The sequence below is a fragment of the Micromonospora sp. Utrum1 genome (assembly GCF_057197805.1).
Map to the genome: position 1 here is coordinate 6,528,320 of NZ_CM170071.1, position 19,608 is coordinate 6,547,927.

The 19,608-nt window shown below is 73.7% G+C and carries 18 protein-coding genes and 1 pseudogene; 9 read left to right on the forward strand and 10 right to left on the reverse strand.

The window, feature by feature from the left end; all coding sequences use genetic code 11:
- Positions 1-330: 330 nt before the first annotated feature.
- Positions 331-1,890 carry an MFS transporter gene (locus AC0OLQ_RS30650; protein ID WP_484529090.1) on the reverse strand — a complete coding sequence of 520 codons (1,560 nt, stop codon included), beginning with the start codon at positions 1,888-1,890 and terminating at the stop codon, positions 331-333.
- A gap of 79 nt (positions 1,891-1,969) precedes the next feature.
- Between AC0OLQ_RS30650 and AC0OLQ_RS30655 the strand changes: the two genes are divergently transcribed.
- From AC0OLQ_RS30655 to AC0OLQ_RS30665, 3 genes are all read left to right on the forward strand, one after another.
- Entirely contained in the window at positions 1,970-2,365 is a 396-nt protein-coding gene (locus AC0OLQ_RS30655; protein ID WP_484529091.1) for a winged helix-turn-helix transcriptional regulator, read from the forward strand.
- A 79-nt stretch (positions 2,366-2,444) separates the two neighbouring features.
- Positions 2,445-2,990, forward strand: a complete 546-nt coding sequence (locus AC0OLQ_RS30660) for a TetR/AcrR family transcriptional regulator (protein ID WP_484529092.1) — start codon at positions 2,445-2,447, stop codon at positions 2,988-2,990.
- A gap of 33 nt (positions 2,991-3,023) precedes the next feature.
- Positions 3,024-5,204, forward strand: coding sequence for an MMPL family transporter (locus AC0OLQ_RS30665; protein ID WP_484529093.1), 2,181 nt, complete (start codon positions 3,024-3,026; stop codon positions 5,202-5,204).
- A 20-nt stretch (positions 5,205-5,224) separates the two neighbouring features.
- Here AC0OLQ_RS30665 and AC0OLQ_RS30670 read toward each other — a convergent pair whose 3' ends face one another.
- Positions 5,225-6,481: an erythromycin esterase family protein gene (locus tag AC0OLQ_RS30670; RefSeq protein ID WP_484529094.1), complete on the reverse strand. Its 1,257-nt coding sequence runs from the start codon at positions 6,479-6,481 to the stop codon at positions 5,225-5,227.
- Positions 6,482-6,562: 81 nt separating this feature from the next.
- On the opposite strand from AC0OLQ_RS30670, the gene AC0OLQ_RS30675 reads away from it, so the two are divergent.
- Positions 6,563-6,754 carry a DUF2795 domain-containing protein gene (locus AC0OLQ_RS30675; protein WP_357339259.1) on the forward strand — a complete coding sequence of 64 codons (192 nt, stop codon included), beginning with the start codon at positions 6,563-6,565 and terminating at the stop codon, positions 6,752-6,754.
- Here the strand turns inward: AC0OLQ_RS30675 and erm are convergent.
- Positions 6,738-7,568 (reverse strand): ErmE/ErmH/ErmO/ErmR family 23S rRNA (adenine(2058)-N(6))-methyltransferase, encoded by an 831-nt coding sequence (erm, locus tag AC0OLQ_RS30680; protein WP_484529095.1) that lies wholly within the window; start codon positions 7,566-7,568, stop codon positions 6,738-6,740. The genes AC0OLQ_RS30675 and erm overlap by 17 nt on opposite strands.
- A 447-nt stretch (positions 7,569-8,015) precedes the next feature.
- On the reverse strand, positions 8,016-8,915 hold the full coding sequence (locus tag AC0OLQ_RS30685; protein WP_484529096.1) for a Gfo/Idh/MocA family protein: 900 nt from the start codon (positions 8,913-8,915) through the stop codon (positions 8,016-8,018).
- A gap of 160 nt (positions 8,916-9,075) precedes the next feature.
- Between AC0OLQ_RS30685 and AC0OLQ_RS30690 the strand changes: the two genes are divergently transcribed.
- On the forward strand, positions 9,076-9,480 hold the full coding sequence (locus AC0OLQ_RS30690; RefSeq protein ID WP_484529097.1) for a hypothetical protein: 405 nt from the start codon (positions 9,076-9,078) through the stop codon (positions 9,478-9,480).
- Positions 9,473-9,950: pseudogene (locus tag AC0OLQ_RS30695) on the forward strand (hypothetical protein). Before AC0OLQ_RS30690 ends, AC0OLQ_RS30695 begins: the two are co-directional and overlap by 8 nt.
- On the opposite strand, the gene fabG reads toward AC0OLQ_RS30695, so the two are convergent.
- On the reverse strand, positions 9,923-10,681 hold the full coding sequence (gene fabG / locus AC0OLQ_RS30700) for a 3-oxoacyl-ACP reductase FabG (RefSeq protein ID WP_484529098.1): 759 nt from the start codon (positions 10,679-10,681) through the stop codon (positions 9,923-9,925). The pseudogene AC0OLQ_RS30695 and the gene fabG sit on opposite strands and share 28 nt — an antisense overlap.
- A 55-nt stretch (positions 10,682-10,736) precedes the next feature.
- Positions 10,737-12,389, reverse strand: coding sequence for an alpha-amylase family protein (locus AC0OLQ_RS30705; protein WP_357339248.1), 1,653 nt, complete (start codon positions 12,387-12,389; stop codon positions 10,737-10,739).
- 71 nt (positions 12,390-12,460) lie between these two features.
- On the opposite strand from AC0OLQ_RS30705, the gene AC0OLQ_RS30710 reads away from it, so the two are divergent.
- Together AC0OLQ_RS30710 and AC0OLQ_RS30715 are read left to right on the forward strand one after the other, a co-directional pair.
- Complete coding sequence (locus AC0OLQ_RS30710; protein ID WP_357339246.1) at positions 12,461-13,060, forward strand: DUF1349 domain-containing protein; 600 nt, start codon at positions 12,461-12,463, stop codon at positions 13,058-13,060.
- A gap of 91 nt (positions 13,061-13,151) precedes the next feature.
- Positions 13,152-13,814 (forward strand): DedA family protein, encoded by a 663-nt coding sequence (locus tag AC0OLQ_RS30715; protein ID WP_484529099.1) that lies wholly within the window; start codon positions 13,152-13,154, stop codon positions 13,812-13,814.
- 13 nt (positions 13,815-13,827) lie between these two features.
- On the opposite strand, the gene AC0OLQ_RS30720 is transcribed toward AC0OLQ_RS30715, so the two are convergent.
- From AC0OLQ_RS30720 to AC0OLQ_RS30735, 4 genes are all read right to left on the reverse strand, one after another.
- The gene (locus AC0OLQ_RS30720) at positions 13,828-15,393 is read right to left on the reverse strand and encodes a cellulose binding domain-containing protein (RefSeq protein WP_484529100.1); all 1,566 of its coding nucleotides are present in this window, start codon (positions 15,391-15,393) and stop codon (positions 13,828-13,830) included.
- 132 nt (positions 15,394-15,525) lie between these two features.
- Positions 15,526-16,950 carry a carbohydrate-binding protein gene (locus AC0OLQ_RS30725; protein WP_484529101.1) on the reverse strand — a complete coding sequence of 475 codons (1,425 nt, stop codon included), beginning with the start codon at positions 16,948-16,950 and terminating at the stop codon, positions 15,526-15,528.
- Positions 16,951-17,026: 76 nt separating this feature from the next.
- Positions 17,027-17,770, reverse strand: a complete 744-nt coding sequence (locus AC0OLQ_RS30730; protein ID WP_484529102.1) for a YidC/Oxa1 family membrane protein insertase — start codon at positions 17,768-17,770, stop codon at positions 17,027-17,029.
- A 96-nt stretch (positions 17,771-17,866) separates the two neighbouring features.
- Positions 17,867-18,136 (reverse strand): DUF6412 domain-containing protein, encoded by a 270-nt coding sequence (locus AC0OLQ_RS30735; protein WP_484532475.1) that lies wholly within the window; start codon positions 18,134-18,136, stop codon positions 17,867-17,869.
- Positions 18,137-18,447: 311 nt separating this feature from the next.
- Between AC0OLQ_RS30735 and AC0OLQ_RS30740 the strand changes: the two genes are divergently transcribed.
- Positions 18,448-19,596 (forward strand): carboxylate-amine ligase, encoded by a 1,149-nt coding sequence (locus AC0OLQ_RS30740; protein WP_484529103.1) that lies wholly within the window; start codon positions 18,448-18,450, stop codon positions 19,594-19,596.
- Positions 19,597-19,608 lie beyond the last annotated feature (12 nt).

Below are 19,608 nucleotides of genomic sequence, written 5' to 3' on the forward strand. Positions count from 1 at the left end.
CGGGTGCCGGCCCGGTGTGACTCCCGGCCGACTACGAACTTGATGTCGTCAACGACTCACCGTGCCGCCAGCCGCCCTGCCTCGCCCGGCCCGGCCGGATCCGCCCGGCTCGGGCCGGGGTCCGGCCCGGCCGGGGTCCGGCCCGGCCGGGGTCCGGCCGATTCATCCACGACATCAAGTTCGTAGCGGGCGAAGGTGACCTCCGCGCCGCGTCCATGACGTCCCAGGCTCCGCACTCGCTCGATCTTGGCAAGTTTCCGTTCGTGACGAACGGAAACTTGCCAAGATTCGCTCGCGGCACCTGCGGAGGGGGCATCGACGCCCGAGGAGTCAGTGGGCGGGGCAGGTCACGGTGCTTGCTCCGGTGGGCTGCGCGGCAGGGGTGGGGTGCGCGGCGACATTCGGGAGCGCGGCGGGGCTCGGGAGCGCGGCCGCGTTCGGGAGCGCGGCGGGGCTCGCGAGCGCGGCGGGCGTGGGGAGCGCGGCGGGACTGGGGCGGCGGGTGGGGCGGGCGGTGCCGAGGGCGACCAGCAGGGCGGCGGTGACCAGGGCGGCGGCGACCGCGAAGGCGGACCGGTAGCCGAGTGCGAGGGCGGCGACCTGGTCGGTGCCGGCGGCGCGCAGCGCGTCGGTGCGGCTCGCCGCCAGGGTGGCCAGCGCCGCCAGCCCGAGCGCCCCGCCGACCTGCTGGGTGGTGTTGGCCAGCCCGGAGGCGAGCCCGGCGTCGGCGGGCTCCGCGCCGGCCATGGCCAGGGTGGTGACCGCCGGCAGGGTGAGCCCGCCCGCGACGCCGAAGACCAGCAGCGCCGGGAGCACGTCGGCGGCGTAACCGGCCGCCACCGGGAGGCGGGCCAGCAGCAGGAATCCGGCCACGGCGAGCACCAGCCCGGCGACCAGAACGGTCCGGGCGCCGAACCGGGCCATCAGCCGCCCGGCCAGCCCCAGCGAGACGGCCGCGATCGCCAGCGGGGTGGGCAGGAAGGCGAAGCCGGTGGCGGCCGGGTCCAGCCCGAGGACGAGTTGCAGGTGCAGGGCGAGCAGGAACTGGAAGCCAAAGTAGGCGGCCACCATGAGGAACTGGGTGACGTTGGCGGCGACCAGGCCGGGCGCGCGCAGCACCCGGGGCGGCAGCAGCGGGGTGGCGGCGCGCCGCTGCCGGGCGGCGAAACCGGCGAGCAGCGCCGCGGCGAGCGCGCCCGCACCGAGGGTGCGCGGCGAGGTCCAGCCGTGCTCGCCGGCGCCGACGATGGCCAGCACCGCGGCCATCAGCCCGGCCGTGGCCAGCACCGCGCCGAGCAGGTCCAGCCCGGCCCGCAGCCCGGGGCCGCGGTCCGGCGCGATCAGGCGTACGGCGCCGGCCACGATCGCCACGCCGATCGGCAGGTTGATCAGGAAGATCGACCGCCAGCCGGCCAGGTCGGTGAGGACGCCCCCGACGAGCAGGCCGAGCGAGGCGCCGGCGGCGCCGGTGAAGCTGAACACGGCGATGGCCCGGGCCCGCTCGGCCGGCTCGGGGAAGATCCGGACGATCATGCCGAGGCTGACCGCGGTGGTGAGCGCGCCCCCGACGCCCTGCGCGAACCGGGCGGCGACCAGCGCCCCCGGCCCGGTGGCGACCGCGCAGAGCAGCGAGGCGAGGGTGAACAGCGCGACCCCGGCCAGGAAGACCCGCCGCCGGCCGAGCAGGTCGCCGAGCCGCCCGGCGAGGAGGAGCAGCCCGCCGAAGGCGACCAGGTACGCGTTCACCACCCAGGCCAGTCCGGCGGCCGGGAAGCCGAGGTCGGCCTGGACGGCCGGCAGCGCCACGGCGACGATGCTGCCGTCCAAAATGATCATCAGGCTGCCGGCGCAGAGCACGAGCAGCGCGGGCCAGCGGTTGGTCCCCGTCATCGGAACGCCTCCTTGGTGCACGGTTTGTTACTGAGGCCATCGTCTGTGACCATGAGGCGGAGCGGAAGGAGGCACTTTGATGTCCCAGGGGAACAGGTGTGTGTCCATCCAGGCCGAGCAGGCGCGGGCCTGCACCGCGCGGGAGGCGCTGGACCGGGTGGGCGGCAAGTGGAGCATCGGCATCCTGATCGCCGCGTCCCAGGGGCCGATCCGCTTCACCGAGCTGGAGCGGCAGGTGGAGGGGATCAGCCGCCGCATGCTCACGCTGACCCTGCGCAACCTGGAGCGGGACGGCCTGCTGCACCGCCACGTCCACCCCACCGTGCCGCCCCGGGTCGAGTACACCGCCACTCCCATGGCCCGGGAGCTCTACGAGTCGCTGGTGGCGCTGACCCGGTGGGCGGAGCGGCACCGCGAGGGGATCAGTGCGGCGCGGGCGGCGTACGACCGGGAGCACGGCGCCCCGACCGGCTGAGCGCCCTGTGGCGAAGGCCACGCAATCCGTCTGACCGATCGGTCAGGTGCTGACCGATCGGTCAGGCATGCTGGAGGGCATGGCCAGAGCGGTACCGGAGACCCACAGTGAGATCCTCGCGGCGGCGGCGCGACGCTTCGCCGTCACCGGCTACAAGGGCACCTCGCTCCAGGACATCGCCCGGGCGGTGGGCTGCTCCAAGGCGACCGTGCTCTACCACTTTGCCAACAAGGAAGCCCTGCTCTGCGAGCTGATGGCGCCCGCCATCGCGGTGCTGGAGGCACTCGACGCCCGGCTCGCCGGCACCACCGGCGCGGCCGCCCAGGAGATCGCCGGCGAGGGCTTCGTCGACCTGGCGGTGCGCTTCCGGCGGGAGATCGCGCTGCTCCGGGGCGAGTTCCCCGACCTGCTCCAGCAGCCCGCGTTCGCGCACATCCAGCAGATCTCCGAACGGCTCATCGCGGCGTTCGCCGGCCACTCCGACCGGCCCTCCGCACGGATCGCCGCGTTCGTGGTGCTCGCCGGCATCGCCGAGACCTGCGCCGAGCTCGTCGACATCCCCGACGACGAACTGCGACCCGCCCTGCTGGCCGTGGTCCGGCGGGCCCTCGAACCCGTCACCTGATCCCCGTTCCGACCCCGAGGACAAGGAAACCTCATGGCGACCCTGCTGTACCGGCTCGGCCGGGCATCGTTGCGCCGACGGCGACTCGTCGCCGTCGTGTGGCTCGTCGTACTCGTCGGCCTCGGCCTCGCCGCGGCCACGCTGAAGGGCCCGACGGCGAGCAACTTCACCATGCCGGGCACCGAGTCGCAGAAGGCGATCGACCTGCTCGCCGACCGGTTCCCGGCGGCCAGCGGCGCCACCGGCACCATCGCGGTCAAGGCACCCCAGGCCGGCCAGCTCACCTCGCCCGAGGGGCAGGCGGTCGTCAAGCAGGTCACCCAGGAGGCGGCCACGCTGCCCGGGGTGGTCGGCGCGGTCGACCCGTACCAGGCGCAGGCGCTCACCCCGGACGGCCGGTACGCGCTGATCCAGGTGCAGTTCCAGGGCCGGGCCGACGACGTGACCGACGCCCAGCGCGACGCGTACGAGAAGGTCGGCGCGCAGGCCGAGGCGCAGGGCTGGCAGATCGCCCCCGGCGGTGAGGTGCTGAACGCCGAGCCGGAGGTCGGTTCCACGGAGGCGCTCGGTGTGCTGGTCGCGGCGATCGTCCTGATCCTCACCTTCGGCTCGCTGGTCGCGGCCGGCATGACCATGCTGAACGCGCTGATCGGTGTCGGCGTCGGCATGGCCGGCCTGTACGCGCTCAGCGGCGCGGTCGAACTGACCAGCACCGCGCCGATCCTGGCCCTCATGCTCGGCCTCGCGGTCGGCATCGACTACTCGCTCTTCATCACCTCCCGGCACCGGCAGAACCTGCTCGACGGGCTGTCCCCCGAGGAGGCGGTCGGCCGGGCGGTCGGCACCGCCGGCTCCGCCGTGGTCTTCGCCGGCGCCACCGTGGTGGTCGCACTCGCCGGCCTGGCCGTGGTGGGCATCCCCTTCCTCACCGTGATGGGCCTGGCCGCCGCCGGCACCGTCACCGTGGCCGTGCTGGTGGCCATCACGCTGGCCCCGGCCCTGCTCGGCTTCGCCGGCCGCAAGGTGCTCCCCCGCAAGCTGCGCGGGCGGGACGCGGTGGCCTCCCCGGCCACCGGCTCGGAGGACCGGTCGGGCTTCGGCTTCCGCTGGGCGCACTGGGTGACCCGGCTGCGCATCCCGGTCATCCTGGTCGGCCTGCTCGGTCTCGGCCTGCTCGCCGTGCCCGCCCAGGACATGCGGCTGGCGCTGCCGGATGCCGCCACCGCCGCTGAGGGCACCCCGGCCCGGGCCAGCAACGACCTGATCCGGGAGGGCTTCGGTCCCGGCTTCACCGGCCGGCTCGCGGTGGTCGTCACGGCCGACTCGCCGCAGGCCACCCGGGCCGCCCTGCCGCAGGTCACCGCGCTGATCCAGAAGACCGACGGGGTGCTGGCCGTGGCCCCGCCGCAGCTCGACCAGACCGGCCGCACCGCGCTGCTCGGGGTGATTCCGAAGACCGGGCCGACCGACGCGGCCACCGAGACGCTGGTGCACGACATCCGCGCGCAGGTCGGCGGCATCCAGAACGTCGACGTGCTGCTGACCGGTGTCACGGCGATCGGCATCGACGTGTCGGAGAAGCTGTCCGACGCGCTCCCGGTCTACCTGCTGCTGGTGGTGGGCCTGTCGGTGCTGCTGCTGATGCTGGTGTTCCGGTCGATCCTGGTGCCGGTGAAGGCGGCGCTGGGCTTCCTGCTCACCGTGGCGGCCACCTTCGGCATCACGGTCGCGGTCTTCCAGCAGGGCCACCTGGCCGACCTGGTCGGGCTCGACACCCCGGGCCCGCTGGTCAGTTTCCTGCCGATCCTGCTCATCGGCATCCTGTTCGGACTGGCCATGGACTACGAGGTCTTCCTGGTCTCCCGGATGCGCGAGGACTTCGTGCACGGCGACACCGCCCGGCAGGCCACCATCAACGGCATGGGCCACGGCGCCCGGGTGGTCACCGCCGCCGCCCTGATCATGATCTCGGTGTTCGGTGGCTTCGTCTTCCTGGACGACCCGGTCATCAAGTCGATGGGCTTCGCGCTCGCGATCGGCGTCGCCATCGACGCGTTCGTGGTCCGGATGACCATCGTTCCGGCGGTGATGTCGCTGCTCGACAACGCCGCCTGGTGGCTCCCGCGCTGGCTCGGCCGGATCCTGCCCAACGTGGACGTCGAGGGCGAGGGCCTGCGCGCCCACCTCGCCGAGCGCGAGCCCGCCCAGGTGTGATCGGGGACCTGCCCGGCCGGTCAGACGCCGGCCGGGTAGGTCTCCATCTCGCCGGGGGTGGTCAGCGCCGGCAGCGGGTGCAGCGCGGTCGCCTCGTCGCACCAGATGAACGCGTCGTAGCGCTCGCCCAGCCGGGTCGGCACGTAGTTGCCCCAGGACTCGAAGCTCGGGTCGTAGACCACCCCGATGGCCCGGTGGTCGGTCGTCCCGGTCACCCACTCCGGCTGGTCCTCACCGCCGAAGACGAGCACCGCGCGTTCCGGCATCAGCTCGTGCAGGCGCCGCTCCACCGAGCCCTCCCGGGCCGGCGGCACCGTCATCGCCTCGGCGGGCGAGCCCCAGCGCGGCGCGGCGACCACCGTGCCCCGGTAGCTGCCGAAGCCGACCAGCACCACCGTTTCGCGGCCGTGCCGCTCCCGGCCCAGCTGGCCGATGTTCACCAGCCCGTCCGCCGCCATGTCGGTGGCGCGGGCGTCGCCGACGTGGGTGTTGTGCGCCCAGACGATCCCGCGCGCCTGCGGGCCGTAGCGGTCGAGCAGCCGGTCCAGGGTGTCGGCCATGTGGATGTCGCGGATGTTCCAGGACTCCGGGCCGCCGCCCACCATGGCCCGGTAGTAGCGCTCCGCGCCGGCCACCACCTCCGCGTTCTGCCAGGCCGCGAAGCGGTCCGCGCCGTCGGTGGCGGCCTGTTCCCGGGTACGCGCCAGCAGCCGGACCACCTCCTCCTCGCAGCGGGCCGAGACGAACCGGCTGGCCATCCCGTAGTCCTCGACCCGCTTGCCGTACGGCTCGAAGCAGCGGTACGCCTCCTGCGCCGCCTCCAGCGAGGCCGGGTCCTCCTCGCCCAGGTAGTCGAAGATGGCCTGCATCGACTCCCAGAGGCTGTAGACGTCCAGCCCGTGGAAGCCGGCCCGCTCCCCCTCGGGGCGCTCCAGGTTCCACGCCCGCAGCCAGCGGCAGAACCGGGCCACCTCGGCGTTGGCCCACATCCAGGTCGGCCAGCGCTCGAAGCGTTCCAGCGCGGTCTGCGGATCGGCCAGCCCGCCCGGGGCGCCCACCACCGAGCAGTTCACCCGGTCGCAGTCCGGCCAGTCCCCCTCCACCGCGACGAAGTCGAAGCCCTGTTCGGCGATGAGCCGCCGGGTCAGTTGCTCGCGCAGCCGGTAGTAGTCGTAGCTGCCGTGCGTCGCCTCGCCGATCATGACGATCCGCGCGTCCTGGACGCGTTCGAGCAGCGGGTCGAAGTCGCTCGGCGCGCCGAGCCGCTGTACCAGCATGCCAGCGGCTACCCGGGACCCGTCCGGGCAAACGGTCAGGCCGGCGGGCATGGCGCCCGGCCCAGCGGGTAGCCCGCCGGCATGACCGTCACCGGGGTGCAGTTGCAGGAGTTCCTGGCCGGGCTCGACTACCCGGTCTCCCGTGCGGACCTGATCCGCTGGGGCCAGGAGAACGGCGTCAGCACCGAGATGTTGCAGATGCTCAAGGCGTTGCCGGCGGAGGAGTTCAACAACCCCGCCGAGCTGGGTGACGCGCTCAACACCCTGGTCTGAGCCCTGCCCTCCCGGGGTCCACCGCGTGCAGCAGCCGGAACAGCACCAGCCACTGTTCGGGCCAGACCAGCCCGACGGGGGTGTCCGGGGCGATCCGGGCGGCCCGCAGCGCCCCGTCGACCCGCCGGCGGGGGTATCCGGTGCGCAGCGAGGCGGCCAGCGAGCCGCCGACCCCGCCGAAGCCCAGCTCCACCAGCCGCCGGTACGCGGGCAGCGCCGCCGCGGGCAGCAGCGGCTCCGGGCGGCGGTCCAGCCGGAGGATGCCGCCGTCGGCGGCGGGCACCGGCCGGAACGCGCCCCGGGGCACCCGGCCGGCCAGCCGCCAGTGGTGCTCGGGCCAGGTGAGCACGGTGAGCCGGCTCCACCGGCCGTGGTCGCCGGTGCGCTTGCGGGCGTAGTCGAGCTGGGTGAGCAGGGTGGCCGACCGCAGGCCGGGGGCGGCGAGGCACCAGCGGACCACGGCGGCGGTCAGCGACCAGGGGATGTTGCCGACCACCGCGAACGGCTCGTCGGGCGGCACGGCGGCCAGGAAGTCGGCCGCCCGGACCCGGACGTGCGGCAGGTCCGCGCAGGCCGCGGCCAGCTCCGGCAGGACGGCGGGGTCGACCTCGTACGCGACCAGCCGGCCGCACCGGGCGGCGAGCGGCCGGGTCAGCTGGCCGCGCCCGGCACCCACCTCCAGCAGCAGGTCGTGCCGGTCGGGGCGGGCCGCCCGGACCATCCGCGCGACGGCGGCCGGGTCGGCGAGGAAGTTCTGGGACAGTACGCGACGGGACCGGTCGCGTGCGGTGGTACGGATTCGGCGGGGCACCACGGGATCGTCCTGTCTGTCGCCGGACGGCGACGGGAACGGACAGGCGCGCGACGAAGCCAGCGTCTGTCCGAGCGGATCGGGACTCGGACGACCCTGGACGTCGGCGGGCACGCGGCACCGGGCCGCCGGACCCGCGTCGAGGCGGGCGGCGGCGAGCACGCGATGACTGCGATCCGCGACGGGCGGCGCGGCCCTGCCCGCCGGGCCCCGCATCGGGGCCGGCGGCGCGTGGGCGCGCGGCAGCGCCGGCCCGGTCAGGGGCCGGCGGTGCGGACGGTCAGGTCAGGCGCGGTGGGCGTACCGGCCGGCCAGGGCCGGACGCCGGACCCGCGGGCGGGCGACCAGGAGGAGCCCCCGCGCGGCCGGCGTGACGGCCACGTCGATCAGGGCGTGCATGCACATGCCGGCCAGGCTAGCGGCGGCCCGGCCGGCCCGCGACGGAATTCCTCAGAGGTCGACGGTGCGCCGCTGGCTGCGTGCGGTCTCGGCGGCGTCGAGCACCGCCACCACCTCCCGGCCGAACCGGACGTCGCAGCGGTGGTCGCGGGTGCCCGCGTCGACCTCCTCCAGCAGCTGGTCGATGGCCGTGCCGAACGCCTGGAGCACGCTGCCGTCGCCGGGCGGGACGGTCTCGGTGCCGTTCTCGCCGAAGAAGACGAAGTCCCGGGTGACCGCCTCGGGCGGCGCGTCGAGGGTGAGCGAGAGCGTGCTGGTGGCGCCGCCGTCGTGGGTGAGCAGCAGGTGCACCAGGCCGCTCGGGCCGTCCATGGCGGCGACCCGGGTGACCCGGCCGAGCACCGGCAGGATCAGCGACAGCGCGTGCGGGCCGATGTCCCAGAGCGCGCCCCGGTCGCGCCGCCACTGCGAGCTTCCGTACGGGTTCCCTGGCTGGAAGATGGAGGCGAACATGGTCGCCCGGGCGTGCTGCCAGCCGCCGGCCGCCGCGGTCGAGGCGAGGAAGCCGGTCACGTTCGGGTGGAACCGCTGGGTGAAGAAGACCACCGAGGCCACCCCGGACGCCTGCGCGGCGGCCACCACCCGGTCGGCCTCGGCGAGGCTCAGTGCCAGCGGCTTGTCCAGCAGCAGGTGCCGCCCGGCGGCGGCGGCCCGCACGGCGATCTCGGCCTGCACGTCCGGCGGCAGCGCCACGGCGATCGCGTCGCAGGCGGCCAGCAGCTCGTCCACGTCCTCGAAGACCGGTACGCCGTGCCGGGTGGCCAGCGCGCCCGCCTTCGCCGGGTCACGCCCCCAGACCCCGGCCAGCTCGGCCCGCGGGTGCGCGTCGATGGCCGCGGCGTGCGTCTCCGCCGCCCAGTGACCGGTGCCGAACAAGCCGAACCGCACCACGGACCCCCTGCTGTCGTCCTCCGCCACGGCGTACGCCGGTGGCCGTGATCCACGCTAGTCGCCCGGCCCGGCCGGCGCGCCGCGACCCCGCGGGAGAGCCGGGCGACGGTGGCTACTACGAGGATTAGTAGGCTGTGCCGGTGAATGGGACTGCGCCGGGATGGCGTCGATGACCAGCGCTGCGGCGGCCGGCTCGCCGGTGGACGGGATCCTCGCGACGGCCTCGATCGTGCTGTCGCTCCTGATCGCGGTCTGGGCCCTGGTGGCGGCGGTACGCCACCGGGCGCCGGACCGGCTCCAGTTCGTCGGCCTGGCCGTGCTGGAGGTGGCCCTGCTGGCGCTCGCCGTGGTGGCGCTGGTCGCCCTCGGCGGCGGCGAGCGGCCGGGCGAGCCGGGGGCGTTCTTCGGCTACCTGGTGACGCTGGTCTGCCTGCCCCCGCTGGCCTGGGTGCTGGCCCGGATGGAGCCGACCCGGTGGGGCTCGGCCATCGTCTGCGCCGTCTGCCTGGTCACCCCGGTGGTGGTGGTCCGGTTGCAGCAGACCTGGGAGGTCGTCGGTGGCTGAGCAGCGGGCGACGAACCGGGGGCCGGGCCGGTTGCTGATCGCGGTCTACATCCTCTTCGCCATCGCCGCGACGTCGCGGGCCGGGCTCCAGATCGCCACGAAGTTCGACGAGGCGCCGGTGGCGTACCTGCTCTCCGCGCTGGCCGCGCTGATCTACATCGTGGCGGCGGTGGGGCTGGCCCGGGCCGGGCACACCGGCCGCCGGGTCGCGCTGGCCTGCTGCTCGGTGGAGCTGGTCGGGGTCGTCGCCGTCGGCATCCTGAGCCTGGCCGACAAGGAGCTGTTCCCGGACGAGACGGTCTGGTCGGGCTTCGGCAGCGGCTACGGCTACATCCCGCTGGTGCTGCCGGTGCTCGGCCTGTTCTGGCTCTGGCGCACCCGGCACGACCCTGCCTGACCGCCCGCCCCGCCCGGCGCGGCCGGGCGGGACGGCTCGGCCTGGTCAGTCCTTGGGGCCGCCGGCGACGTAGATGACCTGGCCGGAGACGAAGGACGCCCCCTCGCTGGCCAGGAACGAGATGGTGTGCGCCACGTCCTCCGGGCGGCCGGTGCGGCGCACCGGGATCTCGGCGGCGGCGTGCTGCTGGAGCGCCTCGAAGTCGACCTTCATCCGGGCCGCCGTGGCGGCCGTCATGTCGGTGACGATGAAGCCCGGCGCGACCGCGTTGACGGTCACCCCGAACGGGCCCAGCTCGATGGCGAGAGTCTTGGTGAAGCCCTGCAGGCCCGCCTTGGCGGCGGAGTAGTTGGCCTGGCCCCGGTTGCCCAGCGCCGAGGTGCTGGAGAGGTTGACGATCCGGCCCCACTTCCGCTCGACCATGTGCTTCTGGGTGGCCTGGCTGAACAGGAACGCGCCGCGCAGGTGCACGCCCATGACGGTGTCCCAGTCGGCGTCGGTCATCTTGAACAGCAGGTTGTCGCGGAGCACGCCGGCGTTGTTGACCAGCACGGTCGGCGCGCCCAGCTCGGCGGCGACCCGCTCCACGGCGGCCTCCACCTGGGCCCGGTCGGAGACGTCGGCACCGACGCCGAGCGCCCGTCCGCCCGCCGCGGCGACGGCGTCCACGGTCTCCTTGGTCGCCGACTCGTCGATGTCGACCACGGCCACGGCCATGCCGTCGGCGGCCAGCCGTCGGGCGGTGGCCGCGCCGATGCCGCGCGCGGCTCCGGTCACGATGGCGACGCGGGGCTCCTCCGACATGATTACCTCCCGGTAACTTGGGCTCGATCGAAGGAGCTTAACGCCGGGCCCGCCGTCAGAGGCCGCTGCCCCGGCAGATCCGGATCCACCGGTAGCCGTAGCCGGCGAGCTTCAGCCGGTCGAGCTTGCCGACCTCCTCGTAGTTGCGGTCGGTGAGCACGTCGATCGGCAGGTCGGCCTCGGGGGCGAGGACGCTCAGGTCGACCTCGACGTCGTCGGTGCCGAGGTTGTGCAGGAAGACCATGGTGCCGGTCGATCCGTCGGCCCGGTGCGCCAGCACCCCGGGCGGCATCGGCACGTCGATGTGGCTGGTGGTCCCGGAGCCGATCTCCGGGGCCTCCCGGAGGGTACGGATCATCCGCTCGAACCAGCCCAGCAGCGACCTCGGGTCCTTGCGCTGGGCGGTCACATTGACCTTCTGGTAGCCGTACTCACCCTTGTCGATCACCGGGCGGACCAGCTTCTCCGGGTCGGCGGTGGAGAAGCCGGCGTTCTCCTTGTACGACCACTGCATCGGGGTGCGGATCGCCTCCCGGCCGGGCAGCGAGAGGTCCTCGCCCATCCCGATCTCCTCGCCGTAGCGCAGCACCGGCGTGCCGCGCAGCGAGAACTGGAGCGCGTACGCCAGCTCGATGCGGCGTCGGTCGTTGCCGAGCATCGTGGCCAGCCGGCGGCGGATGCCCCGGCCGTAGAGGCGCATGTCCTCGTCCGGGCCGAACTGCTCGTACACCTGGTTGCGCTGCTCGGCGGTGAGCCGGGACAGGTCGATCTCGTCGTGGTTGCGCAGGAAGGTGGCCCACTGCCCGCCCTGGGGCAGGGCCGGGGTGTCCCGCAGCGCCTCGATCACCGGCTCCGGGTCGTGCCGGGCCAGTGCCAGCATCAGCCGCCCGTTCATCATGAAGTCGAAGAGCATGTGGATCCGGTTGGCCGAGCCGCCGCTGTCACCGAAGTAGACCGGCAGCTGGTCCGGCTCGACGTTCGCCTCGGCCAGCAGGACCGCGTCGCCCCGCCGCCACTGCACGTGCTGGCGCAGCTCGGTGAGGAAGTCCATGTCCTTGGGCGAGCTCGGGTTGCCCGGCTCGGTCAGCTCGATGATGAACGGCACCGCGTCCATCCGGAAGCCGGAGACGCCGAGCTGGAGCCAGAACGACATGATCTTCTTGATCTCGGCGCGGACCTCGGGGTTGGCGACGTTCAGGTCCGGCTGAAACTTGTAGAAGCGGTGGTAGTACCAGGACTTCGCGGTGCGGTCGTAGCTCCAGGTCTCGTTCTGCTCGCCGGGGAAGACCATGCCCTGGTGCCGGTCCGGCGGCGCCTCGTCGCTCCACACGTACCAGTTGCGGTAGGGCGAGTCGGGCGAGGAGCGGGCCGACTGGAACCACGGGTGCTCGTCCGAGGTGTGGTTCACCACCAGGTCGATGATCACCCGGATGCCCCGGTTCCGCGCCTGGTGCAGCAGCTCGGCGAAGTCGCCGAGGGTGCCCAGCTTGGGGCTGACGTTGTAGAAGTCGGTGACGTCGTAGCCGTCGTCCCGGTTCGGCGACGGGTGGATCGGGTGCAGCCAGAGGCAGGTCACCCCGAGCCGCGCGAGATAGTCGAGGCGGCCGATCAGGCCGCGGAAGTCACCCACCCCGTCGCCGTTGGAGTCCGCGAACGTGTCGACGTCGAGGCAGTAGACCACCGCCTCCTGGTACCACCTGTCACCCATGCCCGGGTAACTTCTCCGGTTGCCGACCCCGGCAAACCCACGGCCGGCACACCGGCCGGTACGGTGCCGGCATGATTGCCGACACCCTTGCCCTCGACTGGTCCGCCGGCACCTGGCTCAACCCGCCGGAGCGGACCGAGACCACCGGCGACGCGCTGCTGGTCGAGCCGAGTGGAGGCAGCGACTTCTGGCGACGGACCAGCTACGGCTTCGTGCACGACGACGGCTCCGCGCTGCTCGCCCCGTTTCCCGTGGACAGTGCCGTGGAGGTGAGCTTCCGGCTCGACTACACCGCCCAGTTCGACCAGGCCGGGGTGCTGGTCCGGGTGGACGAGCGGCGGTGGACCAAGGCCGGCGTGGAGGTCAGCGACGGGCAGCCGCAGGTCGGCGCGGTGGTCACCGACGAGCTGTCGGACTGGTCGGTGGCCCCGGTGCCGGACTGGTCGGGGCGGGACGTGACGGTCCGGGTCAGCCGGGCCGGTGACGCGCTGACCGTCCGCGCGCGGGTGGACGCCGAGCCGTGGCGGCTGGTCCGGGTGGCACCGCTGGACCCGGGGGCCGCGGCGGCGGCCGGGCCGTACTGCTGCTCGCCCACCCGCGGCGGCCTGGTGGTCCGCTTCACCGGCTGGCGACGGGGGCCGGCGGACGCCGCGCTGCACCCGGAGGACTGATCCCGTGGTCCGTGGGGCCGATCACCGGCAGGTGTGACCGGCCCTGCTCGGGGTACCAGTTCCGGATCCCCGGCACCGCGGAAGGACGCCCATGGCACTCGCCCAGAACGTCGACCCGAACCAGTTCACCGGGCTGACCGGCTGGGTGGCGACCGTGATCGACTCGTTCGGCGCGGTCGGGGTGGCCCTGCTGGTCGCCCTGGAGAGCATCGTCCCGCCGATCCCGAGCGAGGTCGTGCTGGCCATGGCGGGTTATCTCGCCGCCGAGGGCAGGTTCAACGTGGTGCTGATCGTGCTGGCCGCGACGGCCGGCTCGCTGCTCGGCGCGCTGGTGCTCTACTGGCTCGGCGCGGCGCTCGGCGAGGAACGGCTGAAGCGCTGGCTGGACCACATCCCGCTGGTGGACCGGGACGACCTGGAGAAGGCCGACCGCTGGTTCGAGCGGCACGGCCGGTGGGCGGTGCTGTTCGGCCGGGTCGTGCCGGTGGTGCGCAGCCTGGTCTCCGTGCCGGCCGGCGCGAACCGCATGCCGCTGGGCGAGTTCATCCTGCTCACCACGCTGGGCAGCGGGGTGTGGAACGCGCTGATCGTCGGGCTCGGTTTCGCCCTCGGCACGCGCTGGCAGCAGGTCGACCGCTACAGCCACTGGTTCAACTACGCGATCTTCGCGGTCTTCGCCCTGATGATCGCGAGCTGGGTGGTCAAGAAGGTGCGCCGGCGGCGCGCCCGGCAGTCGGTGACCGCCGGGCGCTGACCGCGGTGCGGGATCAGAATCCCGCGGTGATGGTGGTGAACTCCCAGGTGTTCTGCGCGATGCCGGAGCAGTTGGAGACCACTCCGCCGCCCGGGCAGGGCCGGTCCCGGTTGACCGACCAGAAGGTGAACCGGGCGAGCCCGCGGGCCTTGGCCCAGTCCCGGATCTGCGTCCAGGTGGCCGGAGAGGTCAGCTCCTGCTGGTCGGAGAGGCCGTTCATGCCGGAGATGCCCATGTGGGCGTAGGCGGTGGCGTCGGACCAGCCGAAGGCGGTCTTCAGCGCGTTCTTCAGGCCCTCGGCCGCGTTGACGGTGCTCTGGTACATGTTCGCGCCGCCGCCGAAGTCGAACGGCATGATGGTGAAGACGTCGATGTTGGCGCCCTTCGCCGCGGCCTGGTTGATCAGCCGGGTGCCGTAGTACGACGGCCCGGTGGTCGAGGTGCCGAAGGTGACGATCGTCTTGATCCCCGGGTTGTTCTGCTTGACGATCTTCAGGGCGTCGAGGATCCGGTCCTGCACCACCTCGTTCTCGAACTCATCGCTGTTCTCGATGTCGATGTCGATCGCCTTGAGCCCGTAGGCGTTGATGACCTGTTGGTAGGCGCCGGCCAGCGCACTGGCCGAGGAGCAGTTCGGGCCGAGCTTGTTGCCGCTCCAGCCGCCGAAGGACGGGATGACGTCACCGCCGGCCGCCTTGATCGCGGCGATGGTGTTGGCGTGCGTGCCGCCGGTGAGCGGGCCGCTGCCGTCCCAGGCCGGGGTGCAGCCGCCGCCGGAGAGCACGAACGCGATGGTGAACCACTTGATCCCGGTCGCGCCCATCACCGTGGCCGGCGCGGGCGGGTCGCCCCAGCCCGGGTAGAGGTACGGCGCGGCGGCCATCACGCCGCCACCCCCGCCGGTGCAGCCGGTGGTGGTGGCCGACACCGCCGCCGACTTCGCCGACTCCCCGCTGGCGTTGTACGCGGCCACCGTGTAGCTGTGCCCGGTGCAGGCGCTCAGCCCGGAGACGGTGGCCGAGGTGCCGGTGACGGTGGCCTTCACGGTGCCGCCCTCGTAGACCCGGTAGCCGGTGACCGTGCCGGAGACGGCGTTCCAGGCCAGCGCGACCGAGGTGTTGGTGGTGCCGGTGACCCGGAGGCCGCCGGGGGTGGCCGGAGCGCCGGGGTTGCCGCCGCCCCCGCCGGTGCACGAGCCGCCGTTGACCGTGCAGTTGGTCGGGTCGCCGGTGCCGTTGACGATGAAGCCGAAGCTGGTGCTGGCGCCCGGGGCGAGGGCACCGTTCCAGGACTGGTTCAGCGCGGTGACGTGCTGGCCGGAGGTGGTCAGCCGGGCGTCCCAGAACGAGCCGAGGGTGCTGCCGGCGGGCAGGTCGAACTGGACGTTCCAGGAGGAGATGCTGGCCGAGCTGTCGTTGGTGACGGTGAATTTGGCCTCGTACCCGCTGCTCCAGGTGGAGGTGCGGACGAAGGCGGCGGTGGCGGCGGAGGCGGGCGGCGCGGCCAGCACGGTGCCCGCCACCAGGGCGGCGGCGAGCGCGGCGGCGAACGTCGCCAGGCGGGTGGAGCGGAGTCTCACGGCGTCCTCCAGGACGTGGTGGTGGAGGGTGGGCATTTACGACCGTCGACGTGCGCTCATTATTAAGACTGTTAACTGTTTCTGTCCAGAGGCAGACCGGGGGCCCCTTCGGGGACCCCCGGCCCGGCCGGCTCAGCGCCGGAAGATGAACCAGTTGACGTTGACGAAGTCGGCCGGCTGGCCGCTGCTGAAGGTCAGGTAGACGGTGTGCCGGCCGGTGACCGCGGCGACGTTGCCCGGCACCGAGCGCCAGCTCTGCCAGCCACCGGTGTTGGCGACCGCGAAGCTCCCGATCGGCGGGTTGCTCGGGCTGTCCACCCGGACCTCGACCAGCCCGCTCACCCCGGCCGGCGCGCCGGAGGCGACCCGGGCCACGAAGTCCTTCGGCGGCGTGGCGCCGAACTCCACGTTGTCGTAGCGGGCCCAGTCGCCGTTGGCCAGCCAGCCGATGTCCTGGCCGCCCTCGCCGCACGCCTCGACCTGCACCCCGTTCTGCCCGGAGAACGCCTCGGCCTGGATGGTCGAGTACGCGTCCACCACCCCGCCGGGCGGCGGGGTGGTCGGGGTCGGCGACGGCGTGCCGCCGCCACCGCGGGTGTAGGCGGCCACGTAGTCGACCACCATCGGCCGGCCGGAGACGGTCGACGCGGTGGGCGTGGCCGAGCCGGCCACCCCGTTCGGGAAGCCGCCGCCCATCGCCACGTTGAGCAGCATGAAGTAGCCGCTGTGGTTGGTCATCTGACCCCAGTACGGCTCGCCGACCTGGTTCTGGCTGACGGTGTGGAAGAGCTGGCCGTCGACGTACCAGCGCAGCTGCTGAGGACTGATCGAGGCGTCCCACTCGAAGCGGTAGGTGTGGAACGCCGACTGGCAGGTGCTGCCCGGGCAGGCCCGGGAGTTGCCGATGCCGTTGAACTCGTTGCACGGGCCGCCCGGGGCGACGCCGCAGTGCAGCACCCCCCAGACCGAGTTGATCCCGTTGACGTTCTCCATCACGTCGAACTCGCCGACGCCCGGCCAGTTCTGGTAGTTGCCCCGGTACGGGGAGCCGAGCGCCCAGAACGCTGGCCAGTAGCCGGCGGCCTGCGCGCCGGTCACGTTCGGCATCTGGATCCGGCCCTCCAGTGCCAGGACTCCCCCGGCCGGCGGCTTGAAGTTGGCGCGGACCGTCTCGATCCGGGCCGAGGTCCACCGGCCGGCGGCGTCCTTGAGCGGGGTGATGCGCAGGTTGCCGGCGCCGTCCTGGGCCAGGTTGGCGGTGCTGGCGGTGTAGGTCTGGATCTCGCCGGTGCCCCAGTTGGCCGGGCCGCCCGGGTAGCTGGTGCCGGTGTCGATGATCCAGTTGGCGGAGGAGGGCAGGGTGCCGGCCGCGCCGGTGAAGTCGTCGCTCCACACCAGACTCCAGCCGGCGGGCGGCGGCGGCACGGCGGCGTGCGCGGTCATCGTGACGGTCGCGAGGGCGGTGGTGGTGGCGAGCACGGCGGCCGCCAGGGAGAGCCGCCGGCGCGACCGGCGCACGACGGAGGGGGCGGCCGCGGCCGCCGGGACAGGGTTCATCGGGGTGCCTCTCTGCGGGGACGGGCAGGAGAGAGCGCTCTCTGAGGCGTTTTCTACGCGCCCGCCCCCGCATTTGTCAACGTCCGTCGATGCCTTCCGGCTGGGGCCGGCGCAGCACCGCCTGCTCCAGCGCGGTCCACGCCGTCGTGGTGACCAGGTAGAGCACCGCCGCGAGCGGCACCACCAGCGCCACCAGCACCGTGGTGTAGGGCAGCAGCGGCACCAGCCGGCCGAGCACGGCGGCGCCCGGACCCTCGGTCGGCGCACCGGCGATGGTGCCGGTGGCGGCGGCCGCCCGGCGCGCCCGCCGCGACGACCACCAGGCCAGCACGAGCAGCGCCGCCAGCAGCACCCCGAAGACCGCCACCACCGGGCCGGTGAGCCCGTCGCCGAGGTGCCACCCCAGGGGTACGCCGGCGAGCTTCTCGTTTAGCAGGTGCGGGTGCCCGTCGCCGGTGGCGAAGAGGCGGTACATCACCAGGAAGAACGGGGCCTGCAACAGCGCCGGCAGGCAGCCCGCCACCGGGCCGGCCCCGGCCCGGCGGTAGAGCGCGAACAGTTCGCTCTGCAGGCGGCCGGGGTCGTCGGCGTACCGCCGTTGGAGGTCGCGGACCTCGGGGGCGAGTGCCGTGCGGCGCCGCTCCCCGCGGAACTGGGCCAGGCTGAGCGGCGAGATCAGCAGCCGGACCCCGACGGTGAACAGGACGATCGCGGCGGCCGTGGCGGCCCCGCCGGTCAGCGGGGCGAGCGTGTCGGCGAGCCAGGTGACGACAGTGGCGGCCGCGGAGGTCGCGGTGTGCAGTGGTGCGAAGGCGAGCATGGGGAAACCCCTCGGTCCGATTCCGGATGCCCGGACGGGACGACGCGTCCCGGCGGGGCGGATGACGACGGAACCGGCCGCGCGGCGACGAGACGGCTACGCGGCCGAGAGGCGGAACCCCGGCGCGCGGGGACGCGGCCGTCCCGGGGCGTCCGGGTCGACCTGCCGGGGCACCCGGCGGTGCCGGGCCCGGGCCCGCAGGGCGACGGCGCGCCGGCCGCCGGGCGGCGTGGGCAGCGCCCGGACCCGCAGCGCGAGCAGCGTGGCGAGCAGCAGCGCGGCGGCCACCGCCGCACCGGCGAGCAGGCCGGTGGGACGGTCCGCGAGCAGGGTGAGGGCGTACGCCCACGTCCCCGTCACCAGCATCCCGACCACAGGCCGACTCTAGAACCCGCTGTCACGTCCCGGACCCGATCGCCCGCCAAGCCGCCCGGCCGATGTCGGTCACGGTCCGCGACGTGGACCCGGGCCCTCTCCGTTGCCGTCGGCGCGCGCCGGACCGGCTCGCCGTCGGGGCGGGATTCCCATCCCGGAGCCGGGATCCGTGGCCACCAAAGGGGGACGCCACCGGCGCGTACGCGAGGACACGCCGCCCCGGGCGTTTCCCGTGGCCGACACGGTGGGTAACAGGGCGTCGACCGGGCGGCACCGTGCCGCGACCGGTACGGAGCAGGACGGTGGTCTCGATGAGCGGGTCAGTGGCGGAGCGGGAACGGAGCGCCGCGCCAAGCGGCACGGACCTGCTGACAGTCGGCGTGGAGGAGGAGTTCCTGCTCGTCGACCCGCACACCGGGGCTGCCGTGCCCGCCGTGGACCTGGTCATGGAGCAGGTGCCGGCCGAGCTGCGGGGCCAGGTGGAGCGGGAGTTCCAGACCAGCCAGATCGAGATCGGCAGCCCGCCCGGCCTGGAGCTCTCCTCGATCCGGCACTCGCTCGGGGTGCTCCGCGCCGAACTTGCCGCCGCCGCCGAGCGGGCCGGCGTGCGGCTGCTGGCCATCGGCACCGGGCCGGTGGAGGGGCCGGTGCCGCCGGTGGTGGACAAGCCCCGCTTCGACCGGATGATCGAGCGGTTCCGGCTGCTCGTGCCGGGGCCGGGCAACAACGGCATGCACGTGCACGTCGGCATCCCGGACGCGGAGACCGGGGTGCGGGTGCTCAACCACGTCCGGCCCTGGCTGCCGATCCTGCAGGCGGTCACCGCCAACTCCCCGTTCGCCAGGGGCGAGGACACCGGCTACGCGAGCTGGCGCTCGGTCGAGTGGGAACGCTGGCCGTCGGTGGCGCCCACCCCCTGGCTCAACTCGCACGAGCACTACGAGCGGCTCATCCGGCAGCTCATCGCCAGCGGCGTGATGCTCGACGAGGGAATGCTCTACTGGTACGCCCGGCTCTCCGCCAAGTACCCGACCGTGGAGATCCGGATCGGTGACGTCTGCCCGTCGGTGGACGACGCGGTGCTGGTCGCCGCCCTGGTCCGGGCCCTGGTGGCGACGGCCATGACGGAGATCGCCGAGGGGCGGCCGGCCATCAACACCGACCACCACCTGCTGGTCGCCGCGCACTGGCGGGCGGCCCACGACGGGTTGGAGGGCGAGGGCGTCGACCTGACCGACGGCGAGCTGCGCCCGGCCTGGGAACTGCTGGACGGGCTGGTCGAACGGGTCCGCCCGGAACTGGAGCGGCACGGCGACCTCGACCGGGTGACCGACCTGCTGGGCGGGCTGCGCCGGCACGGCAGCGGCGCGGCGCGGCAGCGGGCGGTGTTCGCCCGTACCGGCAAGCTGATCGACGTGGTCGCGGACGTGGCCCGGCAGACCCGCGGCTGAGCGCCCGCGCGA

What these genes read in the sequence shown, in the direction of transcription:
- AC0OLQ_RS30650 (WP_484529090.1), bottom strand. Translation starts at nt 1,890, where the DNA reads ATGACGGGGACCAACCGCTGGCCCGCGCTGCTCGTGCTCTGCGCCGGC.
- AC0OLQ_RS30655 (WP_484529091.1), top strand. Translation starts at nt 1,970, where the DNA reads ATGTCCCAGGGGAACAGGTGTGTGTCCATCCAGGCCGAGCAGGCGCGG.
- AC0OLQ_RS30660 (WP_484529092.1), top strand. Translation starts at nt 2,445, where the DNA reads ATGGCCAGAGCGGTACCGGAGACCCACAGTGAGATCCTCGCGGCGGCG.
- AC0OLQ_RS30665 (WP_484529093.1), top strand. Translation starts at nt 3,024, where the DNA reads ATGGCGACCCTGCTGTACCGGCTCGGCCGGGCATCGTTGCGCCGACGG.
- AC0OLQ_RS30670 (WP_484529094.1), bottom strand. Translation starts at nt 6,481, where the DNA reads ATGCTGGTACAGCGGCTCGGCGCGCCGAGCGACTTCGACCCGCTGCTC.
- AC0OLQ_RS30675 (WP_357339259.1), top strand. Translation starts at nt 6,563, where the DNA reads ATGACCGTCACCGGGGTGCAGTTGCAGGAGTTCCTGGCCGGGCTCGAC.
- AC0OLQ_RS30690 (WP_484529097.1), top strand. Translation starts at nt 9,076, where the DNA reads ATGGCGTCGATGACCAGCGCTGCGGCGGCCGGCTCGCCGGTGGACGGG.
- fabG (WP_484529098.1), bottom strand. Translation starts at nt 10,681, where the DNA reads ATGTCGGAGGAGCCCCGCGTCGCCATCGTGACCGGAGCCGCGCGCGGC.
- AC0OLQ_RS30705 (WP_357339248.1), bottom strand. Translation starts at nt 12,389, where the DNA reads ATGGGTGACAGGTGGTACCAGGAGGCGGTGGTCTACTGCCTCGACGTC.
- AC0OLQ_RS30710 (WP_357339246.1), top strand. Translation starts at nt 12,461, where the DNA reads ATGATTGCCGACACCCTTGCCCTCGACTGGTCCGCCGGCACCTGGCTC.
- AC0OLQ_RS30715 (WP_484529099.1), top strand. Translation starts at nt 13,152, where the DNA reads ATGGCACTCGCCCAGAACGTCGACCCGAACCAGTTCACCGGGCTGACC.
- AC0OLQ_RS30725 (WP_484529101.1), bottom strand. Translation starts at nt 16,950, where the DNA reads ATGAACCCTGTCCCGGCGGCCGCGGCCGCCCCCTCCGTCGTGCGCCGG.
- AC0OLQ_RS30730 (WP_484529102.1), bottom strand. Translation starts at nt 17,770, where the DNA reads ATGCTCGCCTTCGCACCACTGCACACCGCGACCTCCGCGGCCGCCACT.
- AC0OLQ_RS30735 (WP_484532475.1), bottom strand. Translation starts at nt 18,136, where the DNA reads ATGCTGGTGACGGGGACGTGGGCGTACGCCCTCACCCTGCTCGCGGAC.